The 14,207-nt window shown below is 62.6% G+C and carries 12 protein-coding genes; 3 read left to right on the top strand and 9 right to left on the bottom strand.

The window, feature by feature from the left end; genetic code table 11:
* The first annotated feature begins 222 nt into the window (after positions 1-222).
* Positions 223-3,039 (top strand): 4-alpha-glucanotransferase, encoded by a 2,817-nt coding sequence (locus KQ659_RS18285; RefSeq protein ID WP_216688083.1) that lies wholly within the window; start codon positions 223-225, stop codon positions 3,037-3,039.
* A 233-nt stretch (positions 3,040-3,272) separates the two neighbouring features.
* Here the strand turns inward: KQ659_RS18285 and KQ659_RS18280 are convergent, their stop codons facing one another.
* The gene (locus tag KQ659_RS18280) at positions 3,273-3,827 is read right to left on the bottom strand and encodes an RNA polymerase sigma factor (RefSeq protein ID WP_216679768.1); all 555 of its coding nucleotides are present in this window, start codon (positions 3,825-3,827) and stop codon (positions 3,273-3,275) included.
* Between the two features lie 434 nt (positions 3,828-4,261).
* Between KQ659_RS18280 and KQ659_RS18275 the strand changes: the two genes are divergently transcribed.
* Positions 4,262-4,969 carry an alpha/beta fold hydrolase gene (locus KQ659_RS18275; RefSeq protein WP_216679769.1) on the top strand — a complete coding sequence of 236 codons (708 nt, stop codon included), beginning with the start codon at positions 4,262-4,264 and terminating at the stop codon, positions 4,967-4,969.
* A 40-nt stretch (positions 4,970-5,009) separates the two neighbouring features.
* Here KQ659_RS18275 and KQ659_RS18270 read toward each other — a convergent pair whose 3' ends face one another.
* The 5 genes from KQ659_RS18270 to KQ659_RS18250 form a co-directional block, all read right to left on the bottom strand.
* A complete protein-coding gene (locus KQ659_RS18270; RefSeq protein WP_216685898.1) occupies positions 5,010-7,319 on the bottom strand; it encodes a patatin-like phospholipase family protein in 2,310 nt (769 codons plus the stop codon).
* A gap of 254 nt (positions 7,320-7,573) precedes the next feature.
* Positions 7,574-8,239 (bottom strand): response regulator transcription factor, encoded by a 666-nt coding sequence (locus KQ659_RS18265; RefSeq protein ID WP_216688084.1) that lies wholly within the window; start codon positions 8,237-8,239, stop codon positions 7,574-7,576.
* A gap of 7 nt (positions 8,240-8,246) precedes the next feature.
* Positions 8,247-8,954, bottom strand: coding sequence for an efflux RND transporter periplasmic adaptor subunit (locus tag KQ659_RS18260; protein WP_226930137.1), 708 nt, complete (start codon positions 8,952-8,954; stop codon positions 8,247-8,249).
* A 54-nt stretch (positions 8,955-9,008) separates the two neighbouring features.
* Positions 9,009-9,158: a hypothetical protein gene (locus KQ659_RS18255; protein WP_216688085.1), complete on the bottom strand. Its 150-nt coding sequence runs from the start codon at positions 9,156-9,158 to the stop codon at positions 9,009-9,011.
* Between the two features lie 209 nt (positions 9,159-9,367).
* The gene (locus tag KQ659_RS18250; protein WP_216688086.1) at positions 9,368-10,384 is read right to left on the bottom strand and encodes an ATP-binding response regulator; all 1,017 of its coding nucleotides are present in this window, start codon (positions 10,382-10,384) and stop codon (positions 9,368-9,370) included.
* A 227-nt stretch (positions 10,385-10,611) separates the two neighbouring features.
* Between KQ659_RS18250 and KQ659_RS18245 the strand changes: the two genes are divergently transcribed.
* On the top strand, positions 10,612-11,520 hold the full coding sequence (locus KQ659_RS18245; protein WP_216679774.1) for an ion channel: 909 nt from the start codon (positions 10,612-10,614) through the stop codon (positions 11,518-11,520).
* Positions 11,521-11,601: 81 nt separating this feature from the next.
* On the opposite strand, the gene KQ659_RS18240 is transcribed toward KQ659_RS18245, so the two are convergent.
* The 3 genes from KQ659_RS18240 to ruvX all read right to left on the bottom strand — a co-directional run bounded on the left by KQ659_RS18240 (position 11,602) and on the right by ruvX (position 13,892).
* Complete coding sequence (locus KQ659_RS18240; protein WP_226915735.1) at positions 11,602-12,579, bottom strand: zinc dependent phospholipase C family protein; 978 nt, start codon at positions 12,577-12,579, stop codon at positions 11,602-11,604.
* A gap of 143 nt (positions 12,580-12,722) precedes the next feature.
* Complete coding sequence (gene def, locus KQ659_RS18235) at positions 12,723-13,331, bottom strand: peptide deformylase (RefSeq protein WP_216679775.1); 609 nt, start codon at positions 13,329-13,331, stop codon at positions 12,723-12,725.
* Positions 13,332-13,466: 135 nt separating this feature from the next.
* Entirely contained in the window at positions 13,467-13,892 is a 426-nt protein-coding gene (gene ruvX / locus KQ659_RS18230; protein ID WP_216679776.1) for a Holliday junction resolvase RuvX, read from the bottom strand.
* Positions 13,893-14,207 lie beyond the last annotated feature (315 nt).

The following is a 14,207-nucleotide window of genomic DNA, read 5'->3' as shown; positions in this document are numbered from 1 at the left end:
CAACACAAAGCAGAGGCATCTTCCAAACGCAAAACCAACTGCTGGGGTTGGCTGGCGCCGCGCCGCCCTGCCGGCCGAACGCGACCCGGCTCAGCTGCGTGAGCCCTGGCCCGTTTGGCTGTCCGTGCGCAACCGTTTGAGCATAATTACTCCCGCGCTGCTTCGTAAATCCTCTCTTGGTAAGTCCCTATCTTGCATCTCCCAAACCCCACCGCGTGCCCCATGATACTACGTTTTTCCCTTCCCTACCGCACCGTATTCGGCCAGCATCTGGCCGTGTGCGGCTCCCATCCCGACCTCGGCAACTGGCAGCCCGCCGCCGCTGCCGACATGCACTACGACGAAGCCAGCACCTGCTGGAGCATTGAGTTGACCGTGCCCGACGCCGCCGGCGAGCTTACCTATAAGTATGTGCTGCGCGACGCCAACACCAGTGGCGAGCACTGGGAGGCCGGCCCCAACCGCGCCATCGCCTACGATGCCGCCCGCACGCCTCGCCTGCACCTGGCCGACTACTGGCGCGCCCCCGGCCAGCCCGAAAACGAGCTGCTGACCGCCGCCTTCACCAAAGTTCTGTTCCGCCGCCCTACCGGGTACGACCCGGCCAAAGCCCCCGCCGAAACCCCGGCCGCCAAAGCCAAAAAAGCGCCCGCCGCCAAAACCAAGACTGCCAAAGCTGCTGCCGAAACAGTTGTAGCCGGGCCAGGCACCACGTATCCCGCCGCTGGCCAAACCACCTTCCGCCTCTTGGCCCCGCGCGTAGCGCCGCAGCACGGCCTCTGCATCCTCGGCTCCGACCCCGCCCTGGGGGCCTGGGACAACACCAAAGCCCTCGTGCTCGCTGATGCCGACTACCCCACCTGGAGCGGCACCGTGACGCTGCAAAATCCCGGCGAGGACTGCCACTATAAATACGCCATGTGGGACGCCGCCGCTGGCCACGCCCTCGACATGGAAGGCGGCGAAAACCGCGTGGTGCCCGCCACGCAGGACTACATCGTAGCCCGCGTCTTCAACGACGAGGCGTATCAGTACGCCACCACCTGGCGCGGGGCCGGCGTGGCCCTGCCCGTGTTTGCCATGCGCAGCGCCGCCGGCCTCGGGGTAGGGGAGTTCTCCGACTTGATGCTGCTCACCGATTGGGCCGTGCAAACCGGTCTCAAACTGGTGCAGATTCTGCCCATCAACGACACCACGGCTACGCATACCTGGGTCGATTCGTACCCCTACGCGGCCATCTCGGTGTTTGCGCTGCACCCGCAGTTTATTCACCTCGAAGGCATTGCCGCCCTCAAAGACAAGAAAGCCGCTAAGGAGCTGGCCACGCTCAAAGTCGAATTCAACGCCAAGGATTTCGTAGACTACGAGCCGGTGATGAATGCCAAGTGGAAGTTCCTCAAGCTGCTGTACAAGCAGGAGAAAGCAGCCTTTCTGTCCGATGCTGAGTACCGCGAGTTCTACGCCAGTCAGGCCGACTGGCTGGTGCCCTACGCGGCCTTCTCGGCCCTGCGCGACCGGTACCACACCGCCGATTTCCAGGAGTGGCCCGCGCAGTTCCGCACCCCGCAAAACCTGGCCGAGCTCACCGCCGAAACCGCGCTGGACTACGACGAATACGGCCTGTTCTTCTTCACCCAGTACCACCTCGACAAGCAGCTGCGCGCCGCCGTGGCCTATGCCCGCTCCCGTGGCGTGGTGCTGAAAGGCGACCTGCCCATCGGCATCTACCGCCACTCCGTGGACGCCTGGACCCAGCCCGAGCTCTACCACATGGACAGCCAGGCCGGTGCCCCGCCCGATGATTTCTCCACCACCGGCCAGAATTGGCGCTTCCCCACCTACAACTGGCAGCGCATGGCCGAAGACGGCTACCTGTGGTGGAAGCAGCGCATGGGCCACCTCGCCCGCTACTTCGACACGCTGCGCATCGACCACATCCTGGGCTTCTTCCGCATCTGGGAAATGCCCATTGAGTCGGTGGAAGGCCTGCTGGGCCACTTCGCGCCCGCCCTGCCGCTGCACCGCCACGAGATTGAGCGCCGCCTGGGCTGGTTCGATTACTCGCGCCTCTGCGAGCCCTACATCCGCTGGCACATGCTCCAGGATATCTTCCAGGGCGAGGCCCAGGCCGTGTTCGACGAGTACCTTAACGATGCCAGCTTCGGCCGCATTCACCTCAAGGAAGCCGTAAGCGACCAGCGCAAAATAGAAGCCTACATCGCCCAGAAAGTATCCGCCCAGCCCGAGCACGCCGAGTATTTTGCCTGGCTGCAAAAAGGCCTGTTTGCTTTGGTGAACGAAGTATTGTTCGTACCCGCCGGCGACGACTTCTACCACCCGCGCATTACCCTGAACAAGAGCTACTCGTTCCGTGAGCTGGACGCCGACCAGGACCGCCGCCGCCTCTACGACGACATTTACGTGGACTTCTTCTTCCGCCGCCACGAGGAATTCTGGCGGCAGCAGGGCCTCGTGAAGCTGCCGCCCGTGCGCTACGCCACCGACATGCTCATCTGCGGCGAAGACCTGGGCATGGTGCCCGCCTCGGTGCCCGGCGTGATGAAGGAGCTCGGCATCCTGGGCCTCAACGTGCAGCGCATGCCCTCGAATCCCGAAACCGAGTTCAGCCACCCCAACGATGCCGCCTACCTGAGCGTGGTCACGCCCAGCAGCCACGACACCAGTACCATCCGCGGCTGGTGGGAAGAAGACCGGGTGCGCACCCAGCGTTTCTTCGAAACCATCCTTGGCCACTGGCGCGAGGTGGCCCCGTTCTACTGCGAGCCCTGGGTGGCCCGCGAAATCCTGGTGCAGCACCTGCACTCGCCGGCCATGTGGGCCATCTTCCCGCTCCAGGACCTACTGGCCATGGACAGCCACTTGCGCCGCGCCAACCCGCACGAGGAGCAAATCAACGTGCCCAGCAACCCCAATCACTTCTGGAAATACCGCCTGCACTTCCCGCTGGAGGAGCTGGTGGACGCCGTCGGCTTCAACGAGCCGCTGCGGGCGCTGGTGGCCGCCAGCGGCCGGGGGTAACTTCAGGCGGATGCTAGCGGTTGCGCCAGACCAGTGTGCAGCAAGGCCCCTTTAGTTAGTAAAGGGGCCTTGCTGCGTTTTGCTCGGTTGAGTTGGAGGCAAAGAAGCTGTTTAGAAAGTCCTCAAACGGTCATGCAGCGCGCAGCGAAGCATGACCGTTTGAGGACCTTTTGCGACTTTCTAAACAACTCCGTTATATCGTTGCGAAGGATGATAGATGCCTTGCTGTCTGTTTACCTCGCCATGTGGGCCAGTACTACCAGGGCGGCACGGGCGCGGGTTTTCACCGTGGCCAGGGGAATACCGAGCTGCTCGGCGGCTTCAACCTGCGTGCAGCCGCCGAAGTAGAGCAGGTCAATTACCTCGCGCTGTTTGGGCTTGAGCTTGAGGGTGAGCTCGCGCAGACCGATATGCTCGGGGTTGAAGGAAGGGGGCGCCTGGGCGCGTTGCGCTCCGCCTACTTCCAGCGACTTGGTGCCGCTGTTGAAACGGTGCCGGGGGCTGCGCATGGCGTCGATGGCCTGGTTGCAGCACACCCGAACCATCCAGGTAAACAGGCGGCCCCGCGCGGCATCGTAGCGGTCGATGCTCAGCCAGACCTTGAGCAAGCCTTCCTGCAGCACATCCTGAGCCAGGGATTCATCGCGCACCAGACGCACGATAACTGCCAGCAGATTGCGGGAATACCGGTCGTGTAGCTCGCGCAGGGCTTGCTCGTCGCGCCCTATCAGGCGCTGCACGAGCAGCTCTTCGTCCGTTGCGGGCAGCAACGTCGGAGTTGTGTTCATACAGGGGAAGGATGAAGGAGCCTGGCTGGTCGCCCACAATCAATCATGGGCCGGGTCAAACGCCTGAGGGTTAGGATAAGCGGAAATAAATAGTAGCTTGTACGGGAATAAGTGGCGGGGTGAGGGGTGAGAAGAAGGTAATTATCGAATAGTCAATTGGTAATTGAACCAGAACCCACGGTACTTTCCCAAAGCCGGATTGTGCTGGCGTGGCAGTAGCGTGAGCGGCAGCCCCCAATCACGCCTTCTAATATAAGTTAATTCAATGATTAATATAGATTAAGCCTGGAACGCTATTGCATCGGGAACAAAGTAAAAAAAGCATTGCCGGGTTTTGGCAAGCAGTTCTGCGTAAGCGCCTTGCTATTGTTGCGTTCGCATTTTCAACTGCTGCTAGCGTACTGCCGTACAGCTTTGCATACTGCTTCATCTTTATGACTCCTACGCTCATTGCCCTTCACTATTGGGCCGGCTCCGGCCGCGAATACGACGTGCTGCGCCCGCTCCTGCCCGGTGCCAACCTGCTGGCCCCGGACCTGCCTGGCTTTGGCGCGCAGCCGGTGCCACCGGGCTTCGACTACTCGGTGCAGGCCTATGCCGATTGGATAGCCGCCTATATTCAACAGCAGCAGGTAACGGATTTTACCCTCATCGGGCACAGCATGAGCGGCAAAATGGCCCTGGCCCTGGCCGCCCGGCAGCCAGAAGGCCTGCGCCAGCTGGTGCTGCTCTCGCCCTCGCCACCGGCGGGCGAGCCCATGTCCGAAACGGCCAGGGCCGCTGCGCTGGCCGCCTACGGCAAACCGAATGAAGCGGAAAAAACCTTCCGCGAAATCACCCGTCAGCCCCTGTCGGCGCTTGTGCGCGACCACGTAATTGCCGATAACCTGCGCAGTACCGAAACCGCCTGGGCCACCTGGCTGCTAAAAGGTGCCCGCGAGGACATCAGCTCCCTGATGCCGCAGCTGCGTGTGCCCTGCCATTTGCTGGTGGGTGCCGGCGATACGTCCATCACGCCAGCCACGCAGCAGCGCCTCACGCTGCCGCTGCTGCCGACCGGCACTTCGTTCGAAGTGGTGCCGGCTGCCGGCCACCTGCTGCCGTTGGAGGCCGCCGCCGAAGTGCGCCAGGTGCTGGGCTGAACAGCTGTTCAGCCCAGCACTTCAGGCCAAACCCGGCCGCCTATTCCAGCGCCCGGCTGCGGAATAGCAGGAAGCCAAGGTGCCCGTAGATGCCGAATCGCTCGGCCGGGTCGTCGTAGAAGCGGGCGTGCACGGCCAGCGGCCCTACCGGCGTCTGGAAAATGAGGCCCGTGCTGGCCGTGATGCGGGGGCGGTCGAAGCCCGACTTGCGCACGGCCACCTGCTGCTCGCCCTGCACCAGCGGCTGGGCATTGAGGTGCACGTACACTTCGGTGCGCCATTCCAGCTTTTTGAGGAAGGGCTGGGTGTAGCGCAGGCCCGCCGCCGCGTAGCGCGCCGAGCGGTACGTGTCCAGAAACAGGGTGCGCGAGTCGGTCAGTGGCGCAAACACCGGCGCCATGGTTTGCGACGAGCGGTAGTTGGTGAACGTGGGCTGGTTGCTGGCCATCAGCTCGCCAAAATAACCCCAGGCGTGGCGGTCGCCCTTCAGGGCGAAGAAGCGCTCTACGGTGGCCCGAAACTGGAGCCACTCGCGGTGTTGCGAGCTGCTGGGCTGCTGGGCCGTGGAGCCCGGCGTGTAGGTAGCCGCCCCCGTTACGCCGCGCAGTATGTACACGTAGCGGTGGCCGCTGGTCGAGTACTGCTTGCGGTTGAGGGTGTTGCGGGCCAGGCGCAGGGCCCCGGTCACGCCCCGGAACACGGTGGCGTCGAGCACGTCGGTGGTGTTGATTTCCTTGGAGTTGGTGTATTCATCCTTGGTCACGAAGGTGGCCAGGTCCACCAGCAGCCGGCTGCGGTAGGTGGGGCTGATGCCGAACTGCCCGCCCAGCTTGGTGTCCTGCTGCCGTACCTGGGTGTTGAGCACGTTGCGGCCCAGCACGCCGCCCGTGTTCTGAAAATCCCACTGGTTATACGTCACCTCGGGCTCGAAGAAAAACGGTAGCCGGGCCGGCACGTTGATGCGAAACGAGCCGTGCGCACCGGTGTAGAAGCGGCCCAGGCTCACATCGGCCGAAGTGGTGTAGAGCAGGCTGCGCAGGTAGCGATATTCCACGCCGAGGAAAATATTGTCGATGGGCCGGTTGCTGAGCACGAAGCCGATTTCGGTGCTCACGTTGTTGTTGCGCTGCGCATCGACGCTGAAAATGTAGCCCTTGCGCGCCGCGTCGTAGCGAATGCGCGGGTAAATATTCTTGAAAAAATCATCCGACGCCAGCCGGTAATAGCCCTCCTCAATGTCGTCGAGCGAATACTCCCGGCCCGAATGCGGGAAAAAGCGCGCCGCGTACTCGTTCTGGTCGGGGCGCAGGCCGTTCACCTTCACCTCAATAAAGCGCGGCTTGGGGGCCAGGCCCTGAAATGCCAGCCGCCGCTTTTGCAGCGTCACCGAGTCGATACGGCGCGGGATGCGCTGCTTAATCAGGGCCATCTCGCGCAGCGCGGCGGTGTCGCCTTCGGCAATAAAGTCTTTTACACGGTCGAAATCGCCCACGCCCAGGCCATCGAGGTTGGGCTGAATGTATATACCGTTTTTGCCCACGCTGCTCGTGTCGGCCACGCTGGTGCCCAGGAAAGCCACCGTGCTGGCCAGCAGGGCATCATCGTTTTTGGGGTATTTCTTGAAGGCCACATCGCCCACGTTCACCCCGATGATGATGTCCGGGGCGAAGGTTTTCTTCATCGTGTTGGTGGGGAAGTTATCGTACACCGCGCCGTCGTAGTAGTACTTGCCGTCGAGGTTGCGGATGGGTCGGAACGCCAGCGGAAACGACATCGAGTTGCGGATGGCATCGGACAGCGACCCGCTTTTCTGCTCCACCAACTGCCGCGTAAACACCTCCGACGCCATGCAGCGAAAGGGCACAAACAGGTTGTTGAAGTTGTAATCCGCGCTGGCTCCGGCCGGGGCCAGCAGGCGCGTCAGGGCTAGGTTCAGGTTCAAATCGTTCACTAGGTTGGTGCTGATGCGGGCCTGGAATGAAGAGTCGATGGCAATGCCCAGGCGCAGGGCCGAGGGCGAAGGCTCGGCCGTGAGGAAATTGAACGTTTTGCTTTCCAGTGGCTTGCCTGATGTCCAGCGCTGAAACTCGGGGCTAAGTACAATCTGCTCAATCTCATCGGGTGAGTAGCCGGCCGCGTACATGCCGCCAATCACCGCGCCCATGCTCGTACCCACGATGTAGTCGATGGGAATGTGGTTTTTTTCGAGCTGCCGCAGCACGCCCACGTGGGCCAGCCCTTTGGCCCCGCCGCCGCTGAGGACCAGCCCTACCTTTTGGGCCGAAACGGTGAAAATAGAAAACGCCGCCAGCAAAAAAGCCAGCGGTAAGCGAGTACAGAAATGACGCATAAAGAACCAAAAATAACCAGCGCCGGAACTGCGCTGCTGCCGCTGGTACGCCGGGCCGGGCCGTGGGGTTTTTGCGGGTTGGGCGGGCGGCGTTTTTACTTCTGTTATGGTTGGGTAAAATGCTTGTGATTAGACGTGTCAGGTAGGGGCGGGGCTTGCCCCCGCCCGGCGTTCGTACTGTGTTCACGATTCCGTGCAACGCCGGGCGGGGGCAAGCCCCGCCCCACCTCATATGAGCCCGAAAATGACAATCCTTACGCCGCCTGATACCCGATGCCGCGCACGGTTTGCAGGAAATCGGGCGGGGCGAAGCGGGCCAGCGCCCTGCGCACGTTCATACTATGTACGTCGATGTAGTTGGAGCCCTCGGAGCCTTTGCCGATGTGCGCGCCCAGCTGCTCGCGGGTGAGGGGCCGGCCCCGGTGCCGTAGCAGGTGGTGCAGCAGGTCGAACTGCGAGCGGCTCAGGTCCACGGCGTGGGAGCCGTGGCGCAGGCGGCGGCCGGCCAGGTCCAGCTCAAACCCCGCCCCGAAGCTGATGCGGGGCCGGGGCCGGCCAAATCGCTGCCGGGCAATGCTGCGCAGCCGCCGCCCCAGTTCCAGCAGGGTGGTGGAGCGGGCCACGCAGTCGTCGGCCCCGGCGGCGAAGCCGTGCAGGCGGTCCTCCACCGCGTCGGTGGCCATGAGCAGGATGAAGGCGGCCGCCTGGTAGTTGCGGCGCTTGGCTTCGTGCAGCAGCGTTAGGCCGTTGCTGTCGGGCAGGGTTTGGGCCAGCAGCACAAATTCGTAGTGCCGCACGGCCAGCTTGGTGGTGGCGGCGGCCAGGCTGGGGGTAAGGTCGGTGAGGTAGCCGGCGCGCTGCAAAAACCGGTGCACGGTGGCGCGGCGGCTTTCATCGGTTTCAATAATGAGAATGGCCATGTGATGCTTAGTTGGCAGGGGTGGCCAGCACGCGCACCTGGGCGTGCATGCCGGGCTTGAGCAGGTGGCCGGGATTGGGCAGGGTGCAGCGCACTTTCATCACTTTGCTGTCGTGGTCGAGCAGGTGAAAAAGCTGGTCGATGCGGCCCCGCAGGGGCTGGTTGGGGTAGCTCAGGGTGGTGATTTCCACGACCTGCCCCCGGCGCACCTGGGTCAGGTCCGACTCAAACACGTTGGCCATCACCCACACGCTGTCGAGGTTGGCCACGGTGAAGGCGGCCGGCACATGGGTCGCGTTGAAACGCATGCCCGTCGCCAGGTTTTTCTCAATAATGTAGCCTCCTACCCGCGCTTTCAGCTCGTACTGCCCGCCCCGGGCCAGGCCGTACACGTCGAGCTGGCGGTGGTTGCGGGTGGCGGTGCCGGTGGCGCGGGCCAGCTCGGCGCGGGCCCGAAACACGTCCTGCTCGGCCCCGAGGCCGCTTTGCATCAGCTCTTCGGCCACGGTCAGGTTCTTGCGGGCCACGGCCAGGTCGGCGGTGCCGGCGGTGCTTTGGTTTTCAAGCTCGGCAATTTCGCGGCTTTGCAGCACGGCCAGCACCTGGCCCTGGCGCACTTCATCGCCCAAATCAACCCCCACGCGCAGCACCTGCCCACCCACCCGGGGGAACACCCGCACCGTGCGGTTGGCATCGGCCGCGATTTCGCCGCTCAGCAGCAGTTCGGGGGCCGCGGGCTCGGTGGTGGCTTTTGCTTCGGTGCTGGCTTGCTAGGGCGCGGGCTCGTCCAGCGCATCGGCCTCGGAAGAAGTGCAGGCAGAGAAGGCCAGCAGCCCGAGCATCGTGCTGAACGCGAGCATGCTGTTGCGGTAGGGGAGGCGGCTGCGGCGGGTCGCAAGCGGCTGGGTAGTTGGGAACATGGAGCGCGGCAGTGGTTAAACTGCTGCAAGGCTACCGGCAAGTCATTCAGAATGCGATTAGAAACGCATTAATAGGTGACCTAAGTGCCGAACCATTAGCTTTTAGCTGATAGTCCTTGTATTTCTTGTTTACTATCAGTTAGTTATGTAAAATGTATCAACTGTTTAATTTGGAGCAAGCACTTAAACGCAGCGTTCATGGTACAGGGTTAGGCCGTAGGCAGGTGCACTTCCACGGTGGTGCCGTGGCCCAGCTGCGAGGTTAGCTCCAGCTGGCCGCCGTGCTGCTCAATGATTTTGCGGGCCAGCGGCAGGCCCACGCCATGGCCCGTCACCGGCCGGGCATTGCCGGCCCGGAAAAACGGCTGGAACACCTGCGGCAAATCTGCTGCCGCAATGCCGATTCCTTCGTCGCGGATGCGCAGGCGCACGCCCCCGGGTTCGTATTCCAGCTCAACGGCCACGGGCTGGGGCTCCGAGTATTTCAGCGCGTTTTCGAGCAGGTTGATGAGGGCACTGTTGAGCAGGGTGCGGTTGCCGGTAAGCTCCAGCTGCTCGGGCTCGGCGGGGAGGTGGCCGGTGTGCAGGCGCAGGCGCGGGCGCTGGTCCGGGGCAATGGCAGCACAGGCCTCGGCCAGTAGCTCATCAACCCGAATGCGGGTGTTGTACTCGGGCAGCGGGGTTTCGGCCTGGGCCAGCTCCAGCAGGTGGTTGAGCAGGGCGTTGAGCTGGGTGAGGTCGGTGAGCAGCGCGTGCAGGGCGGCGCGGTAGGCGGCGGGCTCGCGCTCGCGGGCCAGTGCCAGCTGGGCCTCGCCGATGCTGGCGGCCAGCGGCGTGCGCAGCTCGTGCGAGGCATTGCGCACGAAGGCGCGCTGGCCGTCGAAGCTGCTTTCGAGGCGGTCGAGCAGGCGGTTGAAGGTGTGGGCCAGGCGTGAGAGTTCGTCCTGCTCGCGGCCCGATAGGTTTTCGGCCACCCGCCGGTGCAGGTCGTGGGCCGAGATGCTTTCCATCTGGCCGTTGAGGGCCGCGATGGGGGCCAGCACCTCCAGCCCGCTGCGGTGGGGCAGAATCACGTCGAGAATAATGAGGTCGAAGGGCTGCGCGAGGGCCAGCTCCTGGCCGCGCTCGCCGTCGGCGGCCACGGTCACGGTCAGCTGTTCTTCCTCCAGCCCCCGCTTGATGAGGGTCGAAAGCCGGGGGTCGTCTTCAATCAGCAGAATGTGCATGCGCGGCCAGGGTAAGTGGTGATTGGAGCCTCAAAGGTCGGCAGCGAACCCTATGCCAGGAAACCTGCGCCTGCGCCAGTGTCTTTCCTGCTGCAATAAGCTGATTGAGATACCAAAACGACGTAGCTGCTTTGGCGACGCGAACGTGTGACGAGCAGCGCGTTCTTTTGTACAATTACTTTTGGCCGGGTATTTACCAGTTTCATCCAACGTACGCACCCCCTCACATGCCCACCCTCGACCCCGGTATTGGTGAAAAATTCTCGCGCCGCACCCGGCGGGCCATCAACCACGACGGCTCGTTCAATGTGCGGCGGCGCGGCGGCCCCCACCGCCACGACCCCTACCAATGGCTAATCCAGATGGACTGGGGGCCGTTTATTGGCATGGTCGTGGTGTTTTTTACGGTGCTGAATGTGGCCTTTGCCGGGGCCTACATGGCCCTGGGCCTCGAAGACCTGCTCGGCGTGGCCGCCCCGCGCGGGGCCATGCAGGATTTCCTAAGTGCCCTGTTTTTCTCCATCCAGACGTTCACGTCCGTCGGCTACGGGCATGTGTACCCGGGCACCAATGCCACCGGCTTCCTCAGCAGCGTAGAGGCGCTGGTGGGCGTGCTCACCTTCGCACTGGCCACGGGCTTGCTGTATGGGCGGTTTTCGCGGCCCACGGCGCGCATTCATTTCAGCCGCACGGCCATCATCAGCCGCCGGGCCGACGGCACGCCCTGCCTGCAGTTCCGTATCGCCAACCAGCGCAACAATATCCTCATCGACCTGCAAGCCCGCGTACTGCTCAAAACCGTGCACCCCACCACCAATGACCAGGCCTACGCCCTGCTGCCGCTCGAGCGCAGCGCCATCAGCTTTTTCCCCCTAAGCTGGACCATCGTGCACGACATCACCCCCGAAAGCCCGCTCCACGGCTTGCTAGTAGTTGATTATGAGCGCCTCGACATCGAAATCATTATCCAGCTCAAAGCCTACGACGACACCTTTGCCCAGGACGTGCACGCCCGCAACTCCTACACCCACGACGAGATTGAGTGGCACCGCCGCTTCATCCGCGCCTACGAAGTGGGCAACGACGGCATCGCCGTGCTGGACCTGGATATGGTGCACCGGACGGAAGCCTTGTAGCACATGCTTTAGCTTGTGCCCGAATGAACGGATAAATCGCTCCTGCTCCATGCCGGCACAAGCTAAAGCATGTGCTACAAGCTACTCGTCGTGGCCCGGCGCGGCCGACACCGGCGTGCCGGCCGTTTGTTTGGCTTCCAGCTCCAGCCGCTGCTGCTCTTTGGTCGAGGGCGTGTAGGGCAGCTGGCGCAAATCAGGCGAGCCGCCATCTACCCAGCAGGTAAACCAGAAATCGCCGATGAGGGCCGCCGCGTAGCGCAGCTGCCGCTCGACCTGGCCATTGAGCCGGGCGTGGTAGGTCTTGCTGAACTCGCGCGAGTAGGCCCGCACCGTCTGGCTGCCGCGCTGCTCATAGCCAAATTTCTGGTCCTCCTGGTACTCGGCGGTGAGCTGTTTCTCGAACCGCAGGACCGAATCGACGGCCGCGTGCGAGCGGACGATGGCGGCCCAAATCGCGTCGCTGGGCCGCTCCAGGTATTCAGCCTTGCCGCTGAACAGGTCGTAGTCGGCGCTCAGCAGCTCGGGCAGGCGCGATTCCCACAGGCCATGGATGCCGCGCTGGTTCGTGAGCTGGCCGTTGTAGTTGCGGGTGGTGTGCAGCGGCACGCAGGCATCGGCCACGTAGTGGCCCATATCAGCCGAAAGGCTCAGAATGCGGTCGGTATCCTTGGCCTTGAAGGCGGCGGTGAGCTGGTTTTTCATGCTCACCACGTTCCAGGGCACAATGCCGTGGCGCAGCAGCGAGTCCTCGCCGTAGTGGGCCACGGCATCGGCATACTTGCGCGGCAGCTTAAACTCGGCGCTGTCGCCGTAGCGGTCCACGTCGAGGAAGTGCTTGGGGGCCTCGCCCGGTACCACCGTACGCCGCGAGTCGGGCCGCGTGGCGTTCACCGTTAAGTAGTCAATATTGGCCTTGTAAAAGCCAATCATGCCCGGCGGCAACGTGTACACAGCCAGCCGGTTCAGAAGGCGGTGGCCAAAAAAGCCCCACGCCTGCGCCTGGCGGGCAACAAAGAGCAGGGGCAAACAAATCAGGAGCAGGTAGCCGTATTTTTTCACGGCTAACAAGGTACGGAACGTGGGCCGGAATCATGCTTTCAGTTAGTGCTATCGCCGGATATGCCAGTAAAAACGAAAAAAACTGGCATACCGCCCAGGGTATGCCAGTTTTGCTGTCATAGTAATTTGACCGGCTTTACGGCCTACCGCCGCCGCCCGTCACCCACGAACTTCATGCGGTACTCGTGCCGCACATCGCCCTTGCTAATGCGGGCCAGCTTGCCCTTTAGCAGCTGCTTCTTAAAGCCCGAGAGCTTGTCGGTGAACAGGATGCCTTCCAGGTGGTCGTACTCGTGCTGAATGACGCGGGCGGCCATGCCCGAGAAAGCTTCCTCGTGCACCTGGCGGTTTTCATCCTCGTAGCGCAGCACGATGTCGGCGTGGCGCGTCACCAGCTCCCGCACCCCCGGGATGCTCAGGCAGCCTTCCTCGAAGCCCCATTCCTCGCCGGTTTCGCTCACCATTTGGGGGTTGATGAAGGCGCGCTTCACGGCCGGCTCGGGCACTTCGCCTTCTTCCAGCTCGGCCAGGTCTTCCTCGTCGAGGTCCACCATCGGGCCCGAATCCATCACGAACAGGCGCACGGCTTTGCCCACCTGGGGCGCCGCCAGGCCTACGCCGCTGGCCGAGTACATGGTTTCGTACATGTCGGCAATCAGCTGCTTGAGCTCAGCGGCCGGCAGGTCGGGGGCAATGTTTTTGGCTTTGGTCTTGAGGACGGGGTCGCCGATGGCAACAATGGAGTAAATCATGGTAATGGTCAGTTTTAAAACAGAACGTCATGCTGAGCACAGCCGAAGCATCTCTACTGCTTCGTTGTGGTTAGCATTGATACTTCAGCATGCGAGATGCTTCGGCTGCGCTCAGCATGACGTTTAACGAAACAACTATACTTCCCGCATCAGCGGCGATTCGAGGAATGACTGGAGAATAATGGTGGCACTGATGCGGTCCACGGTGGCCTTGTCGCGCCGGGCCTTCTGGCCGAGGCCGCCGGCCAGCATGGTGGCGTGGGCCATGCGCGAGGTAAACCGCTCGTCGAGCTCATGAACGGGCAGCTCGGGCAGCTCGCGGCGCAGCGTGCGCAGCAGGCCTACCACGGCGCTGGTCACATCGGTAGGCTCGTTGAGCAGCGTGCGCGGCATGCCCACTACCACGGCGCGCAGTGGCTCGCGCAGGTGGTAGGCCTTCACGTAGGCCAGCAAATCTTTGCTGTGAATGGTTTCCAGCGGCGAGGCAATCATGCACAGCGGGTCGGTCACGGCCAGGCCCACGCGCTTATTTCCGTAGTCGATGGCAAGGATGCGACCCATGTGGCGGCGGTGTAAAGCGAGGGAAATGAAAAGAGCCAGTCGGTGCGGCCGGGCGCAAAGATACGGCGGGCCGAAAGGTCCCAATCCAGCGGGCCGCCCCGGCCGTAGTTGCTTCGGGGTCTGGTGGCTGCCGCACTCAAACCGGAAAAAGCCGTGTCCAACGGGTAAACACCCGGCCTGATCGAAGTCCATCTAAAAAATTATGGGTAAAATTATAAATTGTATCGATATTAAAAGGGGGGTCAGCAAGCGAAAAATTGTAATTTGCCACTAAAAATGTTCTTTTTTGCTCTTTTATCGTAAATTGTTGTATTT

The sequence above is a fragment of the Hymenobacter siberiensis genome (assembly GCF_018967865.2).
GTDB classification, from domain to species: Bacteria; Bacteroidota; Bacteroidia; order Cytophagales; family Hymenobacteraceae; genus Hymenobacter; species Hymenobacter siberiensis.
This window is presented reverse-complemented; position numbering and strand designations above follow the sequence as displayed.

Coding starts and splice junctions, on each gene's coding strand:
- KQ659_RS18285 (WP_216688083.1), top strand. CDS start 223: ATGATACTACGTTTTTCCCTTCCCTACCGCACCGTATTCGGCCAGCAT.
- KQ659_RS18280 (WP_216679768.1), bottom strand. CDS start 3,827: ATGAACACAACTCCGACGTTGCTGCCCGCAACGGACGAAGAGCTGCTC.
- KQ659_RS18275 (WP_216679769.1), top strand. CDS start 4,262: ATGACTCCTACGCTCATTGCCCTTCACTATTGGGCCGGCTCCGGCCGC.
- KQ659_RS18270 (WP_216685898.1), bottom strand. CDS start 7,319: ATGCGTCATTTCTGTACTCGCTTACCGCTGGCTTTTTTGCTGGCGGCG.
- KQ659_RS18265 (WP_216688084.1), bottom strand. CDS start 8,239: ATGGCCATTCTCATTATTGAAACCGATGAAAGCCGCCGCGCCACCGTG.
- KQ659_RS18255 (WP_216688085.1), bottom strand. CDS start 9,158: ATGTTCCCAACTACCCAGCCGCTTGCGACCCGCCGCAGCCGCCTCCCC.
- KQ659_RS18250 (WP_216688086.1), bottom strand. CDS start 10,384: ATGCACATTCTGCTGATTGAAGACGACCCCCGGCTTTCGACCCTCATC.
- KQ659_RS18245 (WP_216679774.1), top strand. CDS start 10,612: ATGCCCACCCTCGACCCCGGTATTGGTGAAAAATTCTCGCGCCGCACC.
- def (WP_216679775.1), bottom strand. CDS start 13,331: ATGATTTACTCCATTGTTGCCATCGGCGACCCCGTCCTCAAGACCAAA.
- ruvX (WP_216679776.1), bottom strand. CDS start 13,892: ATGGGTCGCATCCTTGCCATCGACTACGGAAATAAGCGCGTGGGCCTG.